The 14740-nt window shown below is 59.2% G+C and carries 15 protein-coding genes; 8 read left to right on the forward strand and 7 right to left on the reverse strand.

The features are described from left to right. The first annotated feature begins 44 nt into the window (after positions 1–44). Complete coding sequence (locus AB2L51_RS05640; protein ID WP_395581756.1) at positions 45–1193, forward strand: magnesium transporter CorA family protein; 1149 nt, start codon at positions 45–47, stop codon at positions 1191–1193. On the opposite strand, the gene AB2L51_RS05645 is transcribed toward AB2L51_RS05640, so the two are convergent. Continuing rightward, the gene (locus AB2L51_RS05645; protein WP_395581655.1) at positions 1186–1344 is read right to left on the reverse strand and encodes a hypothetical protein; all 159 of its coding nucleotides are present in this window, start codon (positions 1342–1344) and stop codon (positions 1186–1188) included. The two genes, AB2L51_RS05640 and AB2L51_RS05645, sit on opposite strands and share 8 nt — an antisense overlap. Positions 1345–1440: 96 nt before the next feature. On the opposite strand from AB2L51_RS05645, the gene rho reads away from it, so the two are divergent. After that, positions 1441–2742: a transcription termination factor Rho gene (rho, locus tag AB2L51_RS05650; RefSeq protein WP_166114389.1), complete on the forward strand. Its 1302-nt coding sequence runs from the start codon at positions 1441–1443 to the stop codon at positions 2740–2742. Positions 2743–2803: 61 nt separating this feature from the next. On the opposite strand, the gene AB2L51_RS05655 is transcribed toward rho, so the two are convergent. Then, a complete protein-coding gene (locus tag AB2L51_RS05655; RefSeq protein WP_395581656.1) occupies positions 2804–3088 on the reverse strand; it encodes a sulfurtransferase TusA family protein in 285 nt (94 codons plus the stop codon). 160 nt (positions 3089–3248) lie between these two features. Here AB2L51_RS05655 and AB2L51_RS05660 point away from each other — a divergent pair, with 160 nt between their 5' ends. From AB2L51_RS05660 to AB2L51_RS05675, 4 genes are all read left to right on the forward strand, one after another. Next, positions 3249–3743, forward strand: coding sequence for a Fur family transcriptional regulator (locus AB2L51_RS05660; RefSeq protein ID WP_395581657.1), 495 nt, complete (start codon positions 3249–3251; stop codon positions 3741–3743). Beyond that, positions 3740–4585, forward strand: a complete 846-nt coding sequence (locus AB2L51_RS05665) for a GNAT family N-acetyltransferase (RefSeq protein WP_395581658.1) — start codon at positions 3740–3742, stop codon at positions 4583–4585. The genes AB2L51_RS05660 and AB2L51_RS05665 overlap by 4 nt, the downstream gene beginning before the upstream one ends. Positions 4586–4671: 86 nt before the next feature. Further along, positions 4672–6351 (forward strand): apolipoprotein N-acyltransferase, encoded by a 1680-nt coding sequence (gene lnt / locus AB2L51_RS05670; protein WP_395581659.1) that lies wholly within the window; start codon positions 4672–4674, stop codon positions 6349–6351. A 135-nt stretch (positions 6352–6486) separates the two neighbouring features. After that, entirely contained in the window at positions 6487–6996 is a 510-nt protein-coding gene (locus AB2L51_RS05675; RefSeq protein ID WP_395581660.1) for a helix-turn-helix domain-containing protein, read from the forward strand. Between the two features lie 99 nt (positions 6997–7095). Here the strand turns inward: AB2L51_RS05675 and AB2L51_RS05680 are convergent, their stop codons facing one another. Further along, the gene (locus AB2L51_RS05680) at positions 7096–7869 is read right to left on the reverse strand and encodes a DUF2076 domain-containing protein (protein ID WP_395581661.1); all 774 of its coding nucleotides are present in this window, start codon (positions 7867–7869) and stop codon (positions 7096–7098) included. A gap of 233 nt (positions 7870–8102) precedes the next feature. On the opposite strand from AB2L51_RS05680, the gene AB2L51_RS05685 reads away from it, so the two are divergent. Both AB2L51_RS05685 and glyS read left to right on the forward strand, forming a co-directional pair. Continuing rightward, on the forward strand, positions 8103–8987 hold the full coding sequence (locus tag AB2L51_RS05685; RefSeq protein ID WP_395581757.1) for a glycine--tRNA ligase subunit alpha: 885 nt from the start codon (positions 8103–8105) through the stop codon (positions 8985–8987). Positions 8988–8991: 4 nt separating this feature from the next. Then, positions 8992–11052 (forward strand): glycine--tRNA ligase subunit beta, encoded by a 2061-nt coding sequence (glyS, locus tag AB2L51_RS05690; RefSeq protein ID WP_395581662.1) that lies wholly within the window; start codon positions 8992–8994, stop codon positions 11050–11052. 102 nt (positions 11053–11154) lie between these two features. Here the strand turns inward: glyS and AB2L51_RS05695 are convergent, their stop codons facing one another. From AB2L51_RS05695 to trmB, 4 genes are all read right to left on the reverse strand, one after another. Further along, a complete protein-coding gene (locus tag AB2L51_RS05695) occupies positions 11155–11331 on the reverse strand; it encodes a DUF1328 domain-containing protein (RefSeq protein ID WP_166114410.1) in 177 nt (58 codons plus the stop codon). A 122-nt stretch (positions 11332–11453) separates the two neighbouring features. Next, on the reverse strand, positions 11454–12191 hold the full coding sequence (locus AB2L51_RS05700; RefSeq protein ID WP_395581663.1) for a hypothetical protein: 738 nt from the start codon (positions 12189–12191) through the stop codon (positions 11454–11456). Between the two features lie 136 nt (positions 12192–12327). Beyond that, positions 12328–13905, reverse strand: coding sequence for a bifunctional phosphoribosylaminoimidazolecarboxamide formyltransferase/IMP cyclohydrolase (gene purH, locus AB2L51_RS05705; protein ID WP_395581664.1), 1578 nt, complete (start codon positions 13903–13905; stop codon positions 12328–12330). Between the two features lie 95 nt (positions 13906–14000). After that, the gene (gene trmB / locus AB2L51_RS05710; RefSeq protein WP_395581665.1) at positions 14001–14738 is read right to left on the reverse strand and encodes a tRNA (guanine(46)-N(7))-methyltransferase TrmB; all 738 of its coding nucleotides are present in this window, start codon (positions 14736–14738) and stop codon (positions 14001–14003) included. Between the last annotated feature and the right edge of the window lie 2 nt (positions 14739–14740).

Below are 14740 nucleotides of genomic sequence, written 5' to 3' on the forward strand. Positions count from 1 at the left end.
GCACGAACTGGGAGAATCGCATGTTTCTGGCCCACAGGCCCGGTATGCCTGCTCGCGCCGTTGAAACGGAAGACGATGCCAGAAATGCTGTCTGGCTGGATCTCCTCAACCCCACTTCCCATGAACTGGCTCTGGCGGAAAAACTCTGTGGCCAGCCCATTCCCTCACTGGAAGACCTGAGTGCGATCGAAAGTTCATCACGCATCAGTGTCCGCAATGGCGCGGCTTTTCTGTCTTCCCCCCTGCTGCGCAAGAGCGGGTCGGATTTCCAGACCATGCCTGTGGGTTTTATCCTGACCGAAAAGCGGCTTTTTACCATCCGTTTCCAGTTCTATCTGGCGTTCGAGAGCGTAGCCCAGCTTGTAGCGGGGTGTATGACCTCCGCCATGCCCCCACCACACGCCGCACCTGAACGCCCGAGCACATCCCCCCCACCCACCGAGATCCCGCCCCAGCACGACACCCAGCTCCACCCGAGCGAGATACTGGTCGCCCTGATCGAAGCCATTGTGGACCGGCTGGCCGATATTCTGGAAAGCATGGGCAACCTGCTGGATACGCTCTCGCACGATATTTTTCGTGCCCGCACACAGCAGCCCCCCATCCGTAACGTGGCCGTATGGCAGCGCAACCTGCTCCAGCGTGTTGGCGAGGCGGGCAATCTGTGCTCACGCATGCGGGACACACTGCTGGGCATGGAGCGCATTGCCCTGTTTCTGGGCGAAAGCCGCAAAACCGCATCCACCATTCCTGTCACGGGGTTTGCCCTGTGCACACCTCGCACCGCACCGCCCACCCCACTTGCCACAGCAGCACCGGGAGAAGAGAGCAAGACAACGGCGGCCTATGCGCTATCGGGCATTCTGCGCGCGCGCATTACATCAGTCAGCCGTGACCTGTCCTCGCTCGATGCGTATGTCTCCCAGTCTCAGGACAAGGTGGAGTTCCTGCTTGACGCCACTCTGGGGTTCATCAACATCGAACAGAACGGGGTGATGAAGGTGCTGACCGTTGTCAGCTTCATTGGGGTCGCCCCGACCCTGATTGCTGGTATTTACGGTATGAACTTCAAAGACATGCCGGAACTGAGCTGGTCTTTCGGCTACTGGTACTCGCTCGGGCTCATGGCGGCCACCATTGTACTGCCCCTGCTGTGGTTCTGGAAAAAAGGCTGGCTGGGCGGCATCAAGTAGCCTTGACCTCCGGCGCGCCAGCCTCATTCCTGTGTTGACGATCAGGCCCGCCGCGCGTAGTATCCGCTTCCAGACGCTGGCTGACTTCACCTGCCCAGCGGTATTCCTTCCCGTCAGGTTCCTTCTGGCTCGGCCGTGCCTTATCAGGCATGCCTGCCTCCGGTCTCCCCGACCGGCTCTGCCGCAGCATGGAACGATCCGGACCTTCCCCTTTTGAACTTCTCTTGCCAGTCAGGGCATTTATTAGATGCATCTTGCGGAACTCAAGGCCAAGTCCCCAGCCGACCTTCTGGCCTGTGCTGAAGACCTGAATATCGAAAACGCGTCCTCCCTGCGCAAGCAGGACATGATGTTCGCCATCCTCAAAACGCTGGCGGATAATGATCAGGCCATTTATGGCGAAGGCACGCTTGAGATCATGCATGACGGGTTTGGATACCTGCGTGCGCCCGAATCCAACTACCTTCCCGGCCCGGATGATATCTACATCTCCCCCACACAGGTCCGCCGTTTTGGCCTGCGCACGGGTGACACGGTTGAAGGGCAGATTCGCGCCCCGCGTGATGGCGAACGCTACTTCTCCATGCTCAAGATCAACACGATCAATTTTGAGTCCCCCGATGCCGTTCGTCACCGGATCAATTTTGATAACCTGACCCCGCTCTACCCCGAGCGCCGCCTGCAGATGGAAGTGGAAAATCAGGCCACCGCCCCCGAACCCAAGGGCGATAAAAACAACAAAAAGGGCTCCCAGAAGGACTTCACCCCACGGGTGATCGATCTGGTATCCCCCATTGGCATGGGCCAGCGCGCCCTGATCGTGGCACCGCCGCGCACGGGCAAAACGGTCATGCTCCAGAGCATTGCCTCCTCCATCAGTGCCAACCACCCCGAAGTGTTCCTGATCGTGCTGCTCATTGACGAACGGCCCGAGGAAGTGACCGACATGGCCCGCTCCGTGCGCGGCGAAGTCATTTCCTCCACCTTCGATGAACCGGCGCATCGCCATGTGCAGGTAACGGAAATGGTGCTGGAAAAAGCCAAGCGGCTGGTCGAGCACAAGCGCGATGTGGTGATCCTGCTGGACTCCATCACCCGTCTGGCACGCGCCTACAATACGGTTGTACCCTCATCGGGCAAGGTTCTGACCGGTGGTGTGGACGCCAATGCCCTGCAGCGGCCCAAGCGCTTTTTTGGTGCAGCCCGTAATATTGAGGAAGGTGGCTCCCTGACCATTATCGCCACCGCCCTGATTGATACCGGCAGCCGCATGGACGAAGTCATCTTTGAAGAGTTCAAGGGTACGGGTAACTCCGAACTCATCCTCGACCGCAAGCTGGCCGACAAGCGCACCTTCCCCGCCATTGACATCACCAAGAGCGGCACACGTAAGGAAGAACTGCTGGTTGACCGGGCCACCCTGTCCAAAATGTGGGTTCTGCGCCGGATTCTGGCCCCCATGGGCACCATGGATGCCATGGACTTCCTGCTCGACAAGCTGAAATACAGCAAAACCAACAATGACTTCTTTGAAGCCATGAACAACTAGGCCAGCCACAGGGCCCGGCCCTGTGGATCAGGCGGGCCGCATCTGCTGAGTGTCTGTTTTTTCAGGCCGAAGCGGATGCGGCCTCTTTTTTGCGGATTGTCAGCACCACACTCCCGTCAGGCTGGGGGGCGTCTGCCAGAATAATATGCCCTAACGCCCGCACGGAGCGGCTGACATTACGGTGTGGTTCCTCCCCCATAAGCCGCACCGCCAGCAGACCACCGGGGGGCAGACCATCCAGCGCCAGCCGGGTGCGCACAAAGGTCATGGGGCATTTTTCCCCTGTAATATCCAGCACCGCCGTGCTGGCAGCCTCGTCCTGTCCCGGGGGCAGGGTCTCATTCATGCGGATTTTCCTTCTTCAAAGGGAAAAATGACACGCCAGCATCATACAGGCAGGCATACACACCATAAAAAAACTGTATGATCGTGTAAAATTGGACAAACACCTCTGACTTCGGCTACCTGAATGTCGAACGCAGAGATGATAGCATGAGGCAGGGTTTGTGACCTTGAAGGTACAAGCGGCAGAATCACGGATTGAGCAGCTGTGTATCGAACACGGCCTGAAAATGACCGGACAACGGCGCGTTATCGCCCGTGTTCTTTCCGAAGCAGATGACCACCCGGATGTGGAGGAACTGTACCGCCGCGCGGCTGTGCTGGACTCCCGCATTTCGGTGGCCACCGTGTATCGCACGGTGCGGCTGCTGGAGGAAAAAGGCATTCTGGAACGCCGGGACTTTGGCGGTGGACGTGCTCGGTACGAAGCAACGGAACATGGTCGGCACCATTACCACCTGATCGACGTGGATAACGGGAAAGTGATCGAGTTTGAAGACCCCGAACATGAGGCTTTCATGAAGACGGTGGCAAACCGGCTTGGATTCGAGTTTGTCTCCATGCGGCTGGAACTGTTTGGTAAAAAACGCCAGCCCGCAGCCAGCGCTTCCCCGGGCAAAACAACGCCCCGCTCACGCCGCAAGGGAGAGCAGACATGAATTCCACACAAACCAGTGGCGGGCTCTCCACGCTTGATCTTGACCGCTCGCGCTTTCCCGAACTGCATGGCGGCAGCCTGAGTGTCCGCATTGCTGAAACCGATGACGAACGCGACGCAGCACAGGCCCTGCGCTACCGCGTTTTTTATGAGGAAATGGGCGCTCACCCAAGCCCGGAAACCCTGCGCCTGAAGCGTGATATTGACGAGTTTGACAGCGTTGCCGACCATCTTCTGGTCATCGACAACGCCATCGCCTCGGACGCACGCGGTGTTGTGGGGACCTACCGCCTTGTGCAGGGGGATGCCGCCCAGAAGATCGGGCGCTTCTATTCCTCCAACGAATACGACATTACCCCGCTTAAGGAATTCCCCGGTCGTCTGCTGGAAGTCGGGCGCTCCTGCGTGGACAAGAACTACCGTGGCCGGGCGGCCATGCAGCTTTTGTGGCGCGGCATTGCATCCTACATCTTTCTGCACCGCATAGACCTGCTTTTTGGTTGCGCCAGTCTGCCCTGCACGGACCCGGACCAGATTGCAGATGAACTGACCTATCTGTACCACAATCATCTGGCTCCCCCTGCCCTGCGCGTCCGTGCGCTGGAAAACCGCCGGGTGGAAATGCTGCGCACAGACCCGCACACGCTGAATGTACGCCGCTGTCTGGTGGGGTTGCCGCCCCTTATCAAAGGGTATCTGCGCCTTGGCGGTTATGTTGGGGATGGCGCCGTCATTGACCCGCAGTTCAACACCACCGATGTTGCCATTCTGGTCAAAAGCGAACTGCTGGCAGACAAATATTACCGTCATTACGAACGCCGCCTGCGCGATGCGCTGGACTAGGTCGTATATGACAGGTTGCCCGTCATCCTGATCTTTCACGGATTCATCAGACAGGCAGGCCGCCTGCCTGTGCCATGAGCGCTCCCATGCCTTCAGAAAACGTGTTTTCCCGCTTTTGTCCAAAACGGGAAACTCTTTGTTTTGTTATCTTTATGCTGGGGCTTGGTGGTATATCCACACTGGCGCTGCCACCGCTCCATATTCTGCCAGTGCTTCTCCTGAGCTTTGGTCTGCTTGGGCAAAAACTCAACACAACCCGGAACTGGCGGCACGCGGCATGGACGGGTGCTCTGTTCGGATTTGGCTTTTATGCCGCCGGTCTGTACTGGCTGGTCAATGCCGTGCTGATCCGGGCAAATGAATTCTGGTGGTTTGTTCCATTCCCCTCCCTTGGCTGCGCGCTCATTCTGGCCCCCACAGTGGCGGTTCCGGCTGCATTATGCACCCTGCTTCCCCCCGGCCTGCGCCGCCTGAGCGCCTTTGCCGCCCTGTGGACCCTGTTTGATATGGGCCGCACCTTCATCTTCAGCGGTTTTACATGGAACGCATTGGGGAGTTGCCTTGCCATACCCGGCCCTGTGGGCACCCTGCTGATCCAGCCAGCCGCATGGGTGGGAGAGGACGGCCTGACTCTGGCTCTGGTTCTGCCTGCCCTGCTCTGCGGGGCATCCCTGCTGGACCAGACGCCACTCACCCGCTGGGCGGACCGGCTGTCTGGCCCCCATCATGCCCCTGCCCCTCTGCCACCGGCCGTGCGCAGACGTGTTTTTGCGGCCTCCATCGCTGGCATGCTGCTGTGGTGCATCGCAGGCACTGTACGGCTTTACACTGTTCACCCAACCAGCGCACCCGGTCCCATTGCTGTCATTGTGCAGGGGAATGTGCCTGAATCCGAAAAGATCGGCCGACAAAGCCCGCGTGATGTTTTTACACGCTACCTGCACCTGACCGCTCAGGGTGTGCAGGACGCACAGACCTTGCAGGGGGCACTACGCAAGCCGGATGAGCGGTTCCGCCCCATTGTATTTCTCTGGCCTGAAACCGCTTTTCCCGGCTACGACCTGATGCAGGACAGCCCCCGTGCGCGACAGGCCATTATGGAATGGGCGGTCGGGGCCGATGCAGGCATTATTGGCGCGCTCCGCATGGATGATGGAGGGCATTATCGCAACTCCGTTATGGCGCTGGCCCCAGATGGCAGCATACAGGCCGTCTATGATAAGGCCCGGCTTGTACCGTTTGGTGAATATCAGCCTCCTTTCATCCCTCTCCAGATTGTTCCACAAGGCGGTATGGCCGCAGGGCCCGGCCCGCAGACATGGCACCTGCCCGATATTCCCGCAGTTGGTCCCCTTGTGTGCTACGAGGTTATTTTTTCGGGCGACGTGGTTAACGCCCACGATCGCCCCCGGTGGCTGGCGAACGTGACGAACGATGCATGGTTCGGGAACAGCGCAGGCCCACGCCAGCACCTTTCCTCCGTGCGATTGCGGGCTGTGGAGGAAGGACTTCCTGTGGCCCGTGCCGCCAATACCGGTATTTCCACCGCTTATGATGGTATGGGCCGTATGCTGGACCATCTGGGATGGGGCAAAACAGGTGTGCTGGTCGTAGCACTCCCTGCCTCACTTCCGCCAACACTGTTTAGCAGGATGGGACAATCCATTCCACTGTCACTCTGTGTTATGGTGCTAGTATTGGCCTGTCTGCCCCGTTGCAATCGCCAGCAAGCGACTAGTCCCCCTAACATTACAACACAGTTTTGAAAAGGCAGGCCCAGTTATGGCGGCATTATTTCATGTTTTTCTCGAACGTTTCCAATTTTCCTTTATGAAACGTTAAGATTACATGTTATCCGTCATCTTGTTCCAGCCTTTATAGCCGCGGGAAAAAATCCAGTCGTGAGCAAAACCGAGCCTTTGACGGATCCAGCCTCCACGATATCCAGCCATGCCGAAACAATAGATGCCCATGTTGGCAAACGTATTCGGCTACGCAGGACATTACTGGGGTTATCACAGGAAAAGCTGGGCGAAGCACTTGGGGTTACTTTCCAGCAGATTCAGAAATATGAACGGGGCACCAACAGGGTAGGGGCTTCCCGGTTATACGATATTGCAACAGCGCTGGACGTGCCAATCAGCTTCTTTTTTGATGATATGGCCAGCCCGCCAATACCCGGCACGCCCCCCACAGGACTTGCCGAAACACGCAAACCCTTTGGCTCTCCCTTACCCGCGCCTGCTCCACTTACCCCCACCACACAGGCCATGGCGGAAGAACAGGACCTGCTGGCCAGAAAAGAAACACTCGATCTGGTGCGCGCCTATTACCAGATTCCGGACAAAACCCTGCGGCAGAAAATGCTGGACCTTATCCAGTCCATGGGCCGGCCCAATACTTCGGGCTGACAGCACAGATTACCAGCAGCCTACTCATACTTATGCGCAGAAAAGAGTGACACCTGCACGCCACCCTTTTCTGATTTCTATGGTGAGAAAAACCGGGGATCAGAAGCTCTGATCGTCACCACCACCCCAGTCCCCGCCGGCATCTCCGCCCCAGTCGCCACCACCGGCATCAAAGCCCTGATCGGCCTGTACGCCAGCACCTGCAAAGGGGTCGGCTCCTGTATCGCCGTAATTGTTTACAATGGTTTCGTTCGTGGTTGCACCTGCCGCGCCACCTTCCCCCATGCCGCCATCATGATGGCCGCTAAACAGGCTGGTCAGCGCATTGGCCGCCAGCATACCACCTGCAACACCCGTAGCTGTTGTCAGCGCACTCCCCAGAAAGCCCGACCCGCCCGAGAATGCGGAAGGCTGCATGCCATAAGGCATAGGCTGCGGCTGATACTGCGGTGGCATGGCCGGACGCCCACCCCAGCCCGGAGGCGGCGCAGACTGTGGCTGTGCGGACTGCGGCTGGGCAGACTGCCCACCACCAAACAGGCCACCAAAAAATCCACCAGATTTCTGCTGCCCGGCATTGCTCTGCTGCTGTGCGGCCTGCAAGGCCTGCTCCGCCTGCTGAAGCTGGAACTGGAGCTGCTGAATCCGATTCTGTGCCTGCACCAATGCAGCTTCCTGCACCACGGCCATCTGGGTCACGCGGTAGCGGGCTTCCGGATATTTCTGGAATTCCTGTGCAATAAACTGGTCTGCCTGTGGGTCAATCGCAGGCAGGTTGGGCTGGCTTGCCGGTACGCTGCCAAAACCGCTCTGGGCCGCCCTGCCAACACGGGCCATAAATTTTTCAATAAGGTCGCGTTCTTCGTTTGTCATTCCATACCTTCCCACCCTGACGGGCCAATTACAGCACCAGAGCTTTGTGCCAGAACACTCTGGCCAAGATGTGGCGCGCCCACAAGCCTGTTACAAGAGAGACCCCCACAAAGGAAACCCTGCCATAAGGCCTGCCTTCTCTTCCGGTCTGGCGCATGGGGCTGTATGGTATCGCCACGCGTGCCCTGCGCACATTCAACCTGACCGTCATATTGCGGAGTTTCATCCATACCATGGACCCGGCGTCTCCCCGCCCCACAGAGCGGCCCCTCTCCTTTCAGGACCTTATCCTGACCCTGCACCAGTTCTGGTCAAGACAGGGGTGCGCCATTCTCCAGCCCTATGATCAGGAAGTAGGCGCAGGCACACTCTCCCCCCACACAACCCTGCGGGCTCTGGGAAACAAACCCTGGAAGGCCGCCTACGTGCAGCCCTGCCGCCGTCCCTCCGATGGCCGGTACGGGGAAAATCCCAACCGTCTCCAGCATTACTATCAGTATCAGGTTCTGCTCAAACCCACCCCCGAAGAAAGCCAGAAACTGCTGCTGGACAGCTACCGTGCCATCGGTATTGACCCCGACAGGCACGATATCCGCTTTGTGGAAGATGACTGGGAAAACCCGACCATTGGCGCATGGGGTCTGGGCTGGGAAGTGTGGTGCGATGGCATGGAAGTCACGCAGTTCACCTACTTCCAGCAGGTTGGCGGTATTCCCGTAACCCTGCCCTCCACGGAGTTGACATACGGGCTGGAACGTCTGGCCATGTATGTGCAGGGCGTGGAAAACGTGTACGACCTCGACTACAACGGCGCGGGCCTGACCTATGGCGATGTATTCCTGCGGGCCGAGCAGGATTACTCACGCCATAATTTTGAACTGGCCAACACGGAACGTCTTTTCCAGCACTTTAGCGATGCGGAAAAGGAAAGTGTTGCACTGGCCGAGGCAGGCGTTGCCCAGCCGGCCTATGACCAGTGCCTTAAGGCCAGCCATCTGTTCAACCTGCTTGATGCGCGCGGCGTCATCAGCGTAAGCGAACGCGCGGCCTATATTGGCCGGGTGCGCACACTGGCAAAACTGTGTTGCGAAACCTGGCTGGCAGGCGAGGACAAATAAGACCATGCCCGAATTGCTGATTGAACTTTTTTCAGAAGAAATCCCCGCCCGCATGCAGCAGCAGGCAGGCGAAACCCTGCTCCGCCTGCTGGGCGAGGCTCTGGCCCCACTCAACCCCGTGGATGCCAGAAGCTATACCGGCCCCCGCCGGATTGCCGCCTCCCTTAATCTGGACGCCATGGTGCCCGGCCGCACTGTTTCCGAACGGGGCCCGCGTGAGAACGCGCCAGAAAAGGCACTGGAAGGCTTTACCCGCAAACATGGCGTGAGCAAGGACGCCCTGACCCTGCAAAACGGGTTCTGGGTGCTTGAGCGTGAGGAAGCTCCTATCGGGGCCGCGGCACATATTGCCGCCATGATGCCCGACCTGCTGCGCCGCTTCCCCTGGCCCAAATCCATGCGCTGGGGTGCTGGCAGCACCATGACATGGGTCCGCCCCCTGCGGCGGATTGTCTGCCTGCTGGATGGCCAGATCGTACCATTTTCCATGGCTGCGGCAGACGATAACGGCCACAACCTGAGCGCTTCCAACCAGACCGAGGGGCATCGCTTCCTCAACCCCGGTGTCATGGACGTGACCAGTGCCGCACAATGGCAGCAGGGCCTGCATGAACGCCATGTGATGGTGCATGCCGCCGAGCGTCGTGAGGCCATTACCAAGGGACTGAATACACTGGCACAGGCCGAAGGGTTGAGCATTGTGCCCGATGCCGGGCTGGTAGATGAGGTCGCAGGGCTGGTCGAATGGCCTGTTCCCTTCATAGGGCAGATCGACCCCATCTTCATGGACCTCCCCCCCGAGGTCATGCAGGTGTCCATGCGCGTCAACCAGCGCTATTTTGCCCTGCGCAACAGCGATGGTTCGGCAGCACCGCGCTTTGCCTTTGTCGCCAACATCATTCCGACAGATGATGGCTCTCTGGTTGTCAGCGGGAACGAGCGCGTGCTGCGCGCCCGCTTTGCCGATGCCCGCCACTTCTGGAACCTCGACCGCAGGCAAAGCCTTGCCTCCCGCGTGGAAGGGCTGAACACCATCACCTTCCATGCCAGACTGGGCTCGCAGGGCGAACGCACCCGCCGCATGGTGCGCCTTGCGGCCATTCTGGCCGACATGGTGGGCGCCCCTGTCGCATTGTGCGAACGCGCAGCCGCATTGAGCAAAACCGACCTGACAACTGGCATGGTTGGGGAGTTCCCCGAACTTCAGGGGGTCATGGGTGGTTATTATGCCCGCCATGATGGCGAACAGCCCGAAGTGGCGCAGGCCATCAGCGAGCACTACACACCGCGCGGCCCGGGGGACGAGGTGCCGGTAGCCCCGGTTTCCGTCGTGCTGGGACTGGCGGACCGGTTTGACATGCTGACGGCCTTTTTTGCCGCTGGCGAAAAACCATCCGGCTCGGGTGACCCGTTTGGCCTGCGCCGCGCAGCCCTTGGCATTATCCGCCTGATCCGTGAGAACGGGTTGCGGCTGGATCTGGTCAAACTGTTCACGCTGGCGGCAGAAGCCCTGCCCGAACCCCTGCGCAATGCACCGGATCTGGCCCTGCTGCCCCAGTTTATTGCCGAGCGCCTGCGCGTACAGGTCCGCACCGAAGGGGCACGGCATGATTGCCTTGCCGCGATTTCGGTCGATAATGAAGACACGGACATCGTGCGTCTGCTCGCCCGCGCACAGGCATTGCAGACCATGCTGGAAACCGAGGACGGCCAGAACCTGCTGGCCGCCACCCGCCGTGCCGCCAATATCCTGCGGATTGAGGATAAAAAAGACGGCCCGCATGAAGGCATGCCCGCCCCCGCCCTGTTTGAGCAGGACGAGGAACGCACCCTTTATGCAACGTTGCAAATAGTTGAACCCGCCGTGGAACAGGCTTTTGCCGCCGAGTACTTTGCCGATGCCATGCGGGCCGCAGCCAGCCTGCGCCAGCCCCTTGACCGTTTTTTTGAAGATGTCACCGTCAACGCGCCAGAGGCCGCACTCCGCCAGAACAGGCTTAAACTCCTGTCCCGCCTTGTACGCATGATGCGCCTGATTGCCGACTTCAGCCAGATCGAAGGCTAAAAAACACCCCACCTTCCATTCCCGAAGGTGGGGGCATACACAAACGGGTATTCCGCCTTTTACAGGGCCTGCATGAGTGGATCGTGCAGGCCCTGCCTGTTTTTATGGCCCCGAACGCGAACGACCACCAAAAAACAGGCTGATGATCAGCAGCACCACAAAAATGAACAGCAGAACCTTGGCAATTTCCGAGAACCCCGAGGCCGCACCATTAAATCCGAACAGGGATGCCAGCAGAGCAAAAATAAGAAAAACAATAATCCACCGTATCAACGCCATTCTGGCCTCCCATCATCCCTGTTCATGCCCTGTATGCGCCATGCTTCCGTAGATGTTTAACGCAAAATGGCGACCACGGTTCTGTGGTCGCCATTCCAGCATGACACTTTGTATCCGAAAGCCTAGTGCTCATCCGCCCCGGGAATAAGATCATAACCCGGAGACCCCGGAGCAGGACCGGGCGGGGGGACATTGCCCACGGCAATACCGATCAGCTTATCCGCCTCTGGCCCAATTTCACGCGCATCAATGGCAATGCCCAGATCACCACTGCTGCCCCCCCCCACGGCGTAGAGCGTCTGCCCGGCCTTAAGCAGGCCAGAAACCCGTGCGGCCTCGCGCGGAGACAGATAGATAACCGAATGATCCTTGAGTACGGCACCGCTCAGATGACCGCCTGCATCATAAAGCGGCATCCAGACCTCGCCATGCAGCACAAGGTCGGGCCCGGTGATCATTTCGGGGGAGTGCAACGGCATTTCAATAAAGCTGTCCTGCACCGTGCGCCCACGCGGACTAGTCACGCTAAAGGCGCGGATAATCGGCAGGACCTGCCCTTTGATGCCGCGGATGTCCACCTTGTCCCCGACCTTGATCAGGCCTGCGAAGGTATGAGCCTGTTCGGATGAGACAAAAACCTGCGTGCCATCCTCAAGCACAAAACCGACAATGCCCCCGTGGGGCGCTGGCAGAAACTGGACCACGCTCCCCGTAAACACCGGCAGCGTGGACAGGTCATACACGCCTGTCGCCTGCTTTTCCGTTACGGTCTGCCTGGAGGCAAAGGTCGTGCCGGATGACGCCACCTTATGCGCAGGGGCTGCCACCGCAACAGAAGACGCCAGAATCAAACCAGACAAACTAAGCAAAGAGCGCATGAAACAACCACTAAGGACAGGCACGTTCTGCCCCACCGGGACAGAATACGGCAATGCGTGAGACTCGTCTGCATACTCTGCCATGAAGGACCATTCCCGCAAGAGCGGGAAAAGCGTGTCAGTGGCGGAAATGACGCATACCGGTGAACACCATGGCAATGCCTGCGGCATCGGCTGCGGCAATCACTTCCTCATCACGGATGGACCCGCCGGGCTGTATAACGGCTGTCGCACCTGCGGCCACAATGGTTTCCAGCCCATCCGCAAAGGGAAAGAACGCATCGGAGGCAGCAACAGAGCCCTGCGTCAGGGGAGTGGACTGGCCTGCGGCTCTGGCGGCTTCCCCGCTTTTGCTGGCCGCAATGCGGGCGGAGTCCACGCGGCTCATCTGCCCTGCGCCAATACCCACTGTGGCGCAATCCTTGGCATATACAATGGCATTGGACTTGACATGCTTTGCCACCCGGAAGGCAAAGATCAGATCCTGCATTTCCTGTTCCGTGGGAACGCGCTTGGTGACAACCTTGAGCGCTTCGGGAGCAATCCGTCCGTTATCGCGCGTCTGGGCCAGAAAGCCCCCAGCAACCGAGCGCACAACCGTACCCGCGGCAGTGGGGTCAGGCAGGCCACCGGTCAGCAGCAGGCGCAGGTTCTTTTTGCGCGCCAGCAGGGCTTTTGCATCGTCCGCTGCATCGGGGGCCACAATGACTTCAGTAAAGATGGTGGAAATTTTTTCCGCCGTTACCGCATCCAGCGGACGGTTCAGGGCGACAATACCCCCAAAGGCAGAAACCGGGTCACACCGCAGGGCCTGATCCCACGCCGAGGTCAGCGTGTCTGCAACGGCAACACCGCAGGGATTGGCGTGTTTGACAATAACCACAGCCGGAGCATCAAACTCGGCAACAGCTTCAAACGCGGCATCTGTATCATTGATATTGTTGTAAGACAGCGCCTTGCCCTGCACCTGAACAGCCGTGGCCACACCGGGGCGGGTGCTGCCATCGCGGTAAAAAGCAGCCTGCTGGTGGGGGTTTTCACCATAACGCAGGATTTCGGCCCGCTGGCCAGCCAGAGCAAACCGTTCGGGGAACGCATCCTGCGCCTGTGCGGCAAACCACGCTGCAATAGCCGCATCATACGCAGCCGTGCGGGCATAGGCTGCACCAGCATAAAAACGGCGTATCTCCAGCGTGGTGCCACCATCGCCCAGCGCATCAATCAGCCCTTCGTACTGGGCCGGGTCGGTCAGCACCACCACGTGCGCGTGGTTTTTGGCGGCTGCACGGATCAGGGCCGGGCCACCAATATCAATATTTTCAATACAGGTTTCGGCATCTGCACCAGACGCAACCGTTTTTTCAAACGGGTAGAGGTTCACGGCAACCAGATCAATCGGGCCAATGCCATGCTCTTTCATCTGCTCGACATGCGAGGGCAGGTCACGGCGGCCAAGGATACCGCCATGGATTTTAGGTACCAGCGTTTTAACGCGGCCATCCAGAATTTCGGGGAAACCCGTATAATCCGACACTTCCGTAACAGGCACGCCAGCATCACGCAGGGCTTTGGCGGAACCGCCCGTGGACAGGATTTCCGCCCCCTGCGCCACAAGGGCACGGGCCAGATCAAGCAGTCCGGCTTTGTCGGATACGGAAATAAGGGCGCGACGGATAGGAAGCGTCGTCTGGCTCATGGGTGGACCTTTCGCACGGCAAAAAACGTAATGCGGCTGATTAGCCAACATGCCGCGCAGAGGCAACCAGCCGGAACAAAGAAGATGGACACCGTCTAGCGGCGGGTAAACGTCCAGTACAATGGCTGACGACCTGCGGCTATGGCCTTGGCCTCATACCGGGTGGGGAACCAGCCATCGGGGCGGATGGTCGCCGGGGGTGGCGCCTCAAAATACGGTTGCGCGGACATGACCTCCTGCACCCAGGCCTGATAGGTCGGGTCGTCACTGGCAACGCGCCAGACGGCACCAGGTTTGAGCACACGGGCACAGAGTTCCACATTCTGCGGATGCACAAACCGGCGTTTGGCATGCCGGGCTTTGGGCCACGGGTCGGGGAACATCAGGAACAGCCGGTCCAGACTGGCATCGGGCAGGGCCCGCAGCACCAGACGCGCATCATCATCCCACAGGCGGAGCATATCCGGCAGCGGGGCGGTGGCTTCCTGCTCAACAGGCACAAGCTTGTTCAGCAGCGAACACAGACCGTTATGAAAAACTTCGGAGGCTATATAGCCAACTTCGGGGTGTGCTTTGGTCTGGGCCAGCACATGCTCGCCCCCACCAAAGCCGACCTCGAACCAGATCTGTTGTGGCGCATGGCCAAAAACAGAAGCCGGGTCCGCTGCCTTATCCAGCGGAAACCGCAGGCGTGGCAGCGTTTCGTCCAGCAGGCGTTCCTGACGGGGGCGGAGCGGATGCCCGCGCTGGCGGCCATACAGCCTTTCCGGCGGGGGCTTTACATCCACTGCTTCGGGCTGGCCAGTAATGGCCTGACCTTTTGCCTCCGTCATGA

Origin of the sequence: Acetobacter fabarum, from assembly GCF_040702925.2 — a bacterium.
Taxonomy (GTDB): domain Bacteria; phylum Pseudomonadota; class Alphaproteobacteria; order Acetobacterales; family Acetobacteraceae; genus Acetobacter; species Acetobacter fabarum_B.

Coding starts and splice junctions, on each gene's coding strand:
- AB2L51_RS05645 (WP_395581655.1), bottom strand. CDS start 1,344: ATGCCTGATAAGGCACGGCCGAGCCAGAAGGAACCTGACGGGAAGGAA.
- AB2L51_RS05680 (WP_395581661.1), bottom strand. CDS start 7,869: ATGACAAACGAAGAACGCGACCTTATTGAAAAATTTATGGCCCGTGTT.
- purH (WP_395581664.1), bottom strand. CDS start 13,905: ATGAGCCAGACGACGCTTCCTATCCGTCGCGCCCTTATTTCCGTATCC.
- lnt (WP_395581659.1), top strand. CDS start 4,672: ATGCCTTCAGAAAACGTGTTTTCCCGCTTTTGTCCAAAACGGGAAACT.
- AB2L51_RS05685 (WP_395581757.1), top strand. CDS start 8,103: ATGGACCCGGCGTCTCCCCGCCCCACAGAGCGGCCCCTCTCCTTTCAG.
- trmB (WP_395581665.1), bottom strand. CDS start 14,738: ATGACGGAGGCAAAAGGTCAGGCCATTACTGGCCAGCCCGAAGCAGTG.
- AB2L51_RS05655 (WP_395581656.1), bottom strand. CDS start 3,088: ATGAATGAGACCCTGCCCCCGGGACAGGACGAGGCTGCCAGCACGGCG.
- AB2L51_RS05640 (WP_395581756.1), top strand. CDS start 45: ATGCCTGCTCGCGCCGTTGAAACGGAAGACGATGCCAGAAATGCTGTC.
- glyS (WP_395581662.1), top strand. CDS start 8,992: ATGCCCGAATTGCTGATTGAACTTTTTTCAGAAGAAATCCCCGCCCGC.
- AB2L51_RS05665 (WP_395581658.1), top strand. CDS start 3,740: ATGAATTCCACACAAACCAGTGGCGGGCTCTCCACGCTTGATCTTGAC.
- AB2L51_RS05695 (WP_166114410.1), bottom strand. CDS start 11,331: ATGGCGTTGATACGGTGGATTATTGTTTTTCTTATTTTTGCTCTGCTG.
- rho (WP_166114389.1), top strand. CDS start 1,441: ATGCATCTTGCGGAACTCAAGGCCAAGTCCCCAGCCGACCTTCTGGCC.